General features: G+C 66.0%; 4 protein-coding genes. 1 reads left to right on the plus strand and 3 read right to left on the minus strand.

Annotated elements, in window-relative coordinates; genetic code table 11:
• A partial coding sequence (locus JWQ89_RS15410) for an HAD-IB family phosphatase (protein ID WP_299642400.1) occupies positions 1 to 558 on the minus strand: 558 nt, incomplete at its 3' end.
• A gap of 23 nt (positions 559 to 581) precedes the next feature.
• Between JWQ89_RS15410 and miaA the strand changes: the two genes are divergently transcribed.
• Positions 582 to 1,463, plus strand: a complete 882-nt coding sequence (gene miaA / locus JWQ89_RS15415; RefSeq protein ID WP_299642401.1) for a tRNA (adenosine(37)-N6)-dimethylallyltransferase MiaA — start codon at positions 582 to 584, stop codon at positions 1,461 to 1,463.
• Here the strand turns inward: miaA and JWQ89_RS15420 are convergent.
• Together JWQ89_RS15420 and JWQ89_RS15425 are read right to left on the minus strand one after the other, a co-directional pair.
• Positions 1,460 to 1,936, minus strand: a complete 477-nt coding sequence (locus tag JWQ89_RS15420) for a YbaK/EbsC family protein (RefSeq protein WP_299642403.1) — start codon at positions 1,934 to 1,936, stop codon at positions 1,460 to 1,462. The genes miaA and JWQ89_RS15420 overlap by 4 nt on opposite strands.
• A 3-nt stretch (positions 1,937 to 1,939) precedes the next feature.
• Positions 1,940 to 2,695 (minus strand): MATE family efflux transporter (locus tag JWQ89_RS15425; RefSeq protein ID WP_299642404.1); only part of this gene is annotated, 756 nt, incomplete at its 5' end.

Genomic DNA, 2,695 nt, shown 5'->3' on the forward strand with positions numbered 1-2,695 from the left:
AAAACCGATGCGCTTGGCGAAATAGTCGGCGAAGAAAGTGAAGCCGCCCGAGACCAGAGAGGTGTAGGCGCCATAAGCCTTCATGGTCTGGATCAGTGCGCGGCCGCCGGGAGCGAGGGTGATCCGCTCGCGGCGCACCTCCTCGATTACGCTGCGCTCCAGCCCTTTGATCAGTGCGACACGAGTGCGCAGCGCCTGTTCGAAATCGAGTTCACCATTCATAGCGCGCTCGGTGATCGCCGCCACTTCGGGCTTGATGCCGACCGCATCGGCCAATTCGTCGATGCATTCCTGCTCGATCATCGTCGAGTCCATGTCGGCGACGAGCACCAGTTTGCGCCGGCTGGCGAGCGGCACGAGCGCGGCGTCGACGGGGCGGGTGCCGATCGCGCCGCGAGCGAGGGCGACCGGGTCCGCGGCCCTGGGGGAATGGATTTCGCAGGCTACCCTCTGGTGCAGCCAGTTGATCTCACCCTGCGTCTCGTGCTGGATCGCCGCGACTAGCGCCGAGTCAAGTGCGGGATCAGCCGGGTTGGCGATGAGGCAGAGTACCGTCATGGGATGTGGAAAGGCCTGAAAGGATGGGCAAAAGCCCGGACAAGCGAGCGGTGTTGATAGCGGGTCCAACTGCAAGCGGCAAGTCGGCGCTGGCGTTGCAGATTGCCCGCGAACAAGACGGAGTGGTCGTCAACACCGATGCGCTGCAGGTCTATGGCGTGCTGCGGCTGCTTACGGCTAGACCATCGGAAGTGGAGATGAGCGAGGCGCCGCACCGATTGTACGGCGTCGTATCGCCGGCCGTGCGGTTCTCGACCGGCGACTGGTCGCGCGTGGCTGCCGAGGTGATCGCAGGCGAAGCGGGGCGGGTGTTGATTTTTGTAGGCGGCACCGGCCTCTACTTCGATGCCCTGACGACCGGCTTTGCCGACGTGCCTGAGGTTCCGGGCGAAGCGCTGGCTGCAGCAGAGGCCGAGATCGCGGGACTCGACCGGGAGGAGAGGGGGAGACTGATCGAGGCGCGCGATCCCCTTATGGCGGTGCGCCTGACGGCCCCGGATCCGCAGCGGGTTGTCCGAGCGCTGGCCGTGCTCATTGCCACTGGCCGTTCGTTGGCGAGCTTTCAGGACGAAGGCAAAAGGGGACTGCTCGATGGTTTTGTGCTCGAGCGTATTGTGCTGAACCCTGACCGGGAAGTGTTGAGACAAAGGATAGCCCGCCGTTTCGAATCGATGTTCGAGCATGGGGCCGTCGAGGAGGTGCGGGCATTACTTTCGCTAGGACTCGATCCGAGCCTGCCGGTGATGAAGGCGATCGGGGTTCCCGAGATCGCAGCGATGCTGGCGGGAGAACTTGGCGAGGCAGAGGCTGTCGAGCGGGCGGTGATCGCCACGCGTCAATATGCCAAGCGGCAGCGGACGTGGTTCCGCAATCGGATGGCGGACTGGAACTGGATCGAAAGCTAGGTCACGTCGATGCGGGTTGCCCCGGTGGTGCGTTCCAGGTCGGCTGCTGTGATCTCAAACACTGAGCGCGGGTCGCCCGCCGCAGCCCACACGGTGGCGTAGCCGTGGAGGGCATCGTCGAGATAGGTCGGCAGCGGCGACGGGTGGCCGTAGGGGGACACTCCGCCGATCGAGAAGCCGGTGTGCAGCTTTACGAAATCTGCATCAGGGCGCTCAAGCGCCTCGCCGATGCGCTGGCCGGCACGCCTCTCGTGCACCCGGTTGCTGCCCGAGACGAGCAGCAGATACGGCCTGCCGCTGTCCTTGCCCTTGAACAGCAGCGACTTGACGATACGGCCGACCTCGACGCCAAGCGCGTCGGCGGCCATCTGCGCCGTGGTGGCGAGTTGCTCGAGAACGATCACGCGGCCGGGCAGGGCGTGGCTGGAGAGGGCGTCGGCGACGCGCTGTTCGGCGGGCTTGAGTTGGGTCACGGCTTATTCCAGGGCAGGTGCGGCGAGTTTCTTCAGCAGGCCCAGCCGTCCGCGCAGGGCGAAGCGGCTGACCAGCAATATCGCCACGAAGGCGAGCCCGACGGCAAGCCCCAGCCAGACGCCGGTGCCGCGGAGGTCGAAGACGAACCCGAGGACATAGGCGGTCGGCAGGCCGACGAACCAGTAGCCGAAGATGGCGAGCATCATTGGCGTTCGCGTATCCGAGAGACCACGCAGCGAATGGGCGGCCACCACCTGTGCGCCATCGGCGAGCTGGAAGATGCCGGCAACGCCGAGATAGGTGGCCGCGAGCATCAGGGCGGTGGCGTTGGCGGGGTCGGTGCTATCGAGGAAGATGGTCACCAAAGCCAGCGGTATTGCGAGGAACAGTGCCGCGGTGAGCGCCATGAAGCCGGTGCCCAGGAAAATAGCGGTCCAGCCGGCAAGCCGCACGCCTTCGGCATCGCCGCGACCGTAGGCGAGGCCGACCCGGACGGTGGCGGCCATGCCGAGGCCTAGCGGCACCATGAACGCGGTTGAGGCGAGTTGCAGCGCTACCGCGTGGGCGGCGACCTCGTTGGTCCCGAGCCGTCCCATGAGGATGGCGGCGACGGAGAACAGGCCGACCTCGGCCGCCACGGTGAGGCCGATGGGCACGCCGACGCGCAGGATTTCGCGGAAGCGCGGCCAGTCGGGCCTGAGGAAGCGCAGCAGGATGTGAAAGCGCTTCAGCCGGCGATGGGTGAGGGCATAGCCGAG

This window comes from Devosia sp. (assembly GCF_028290645.1).
In the GTDB taxonomy this organism is placed as follows: domain Bacteria; phylum Pseudomonadota; class Alphaproteobacteria; order Rhizobiales; family Devosiaceae; genus Devosia_A.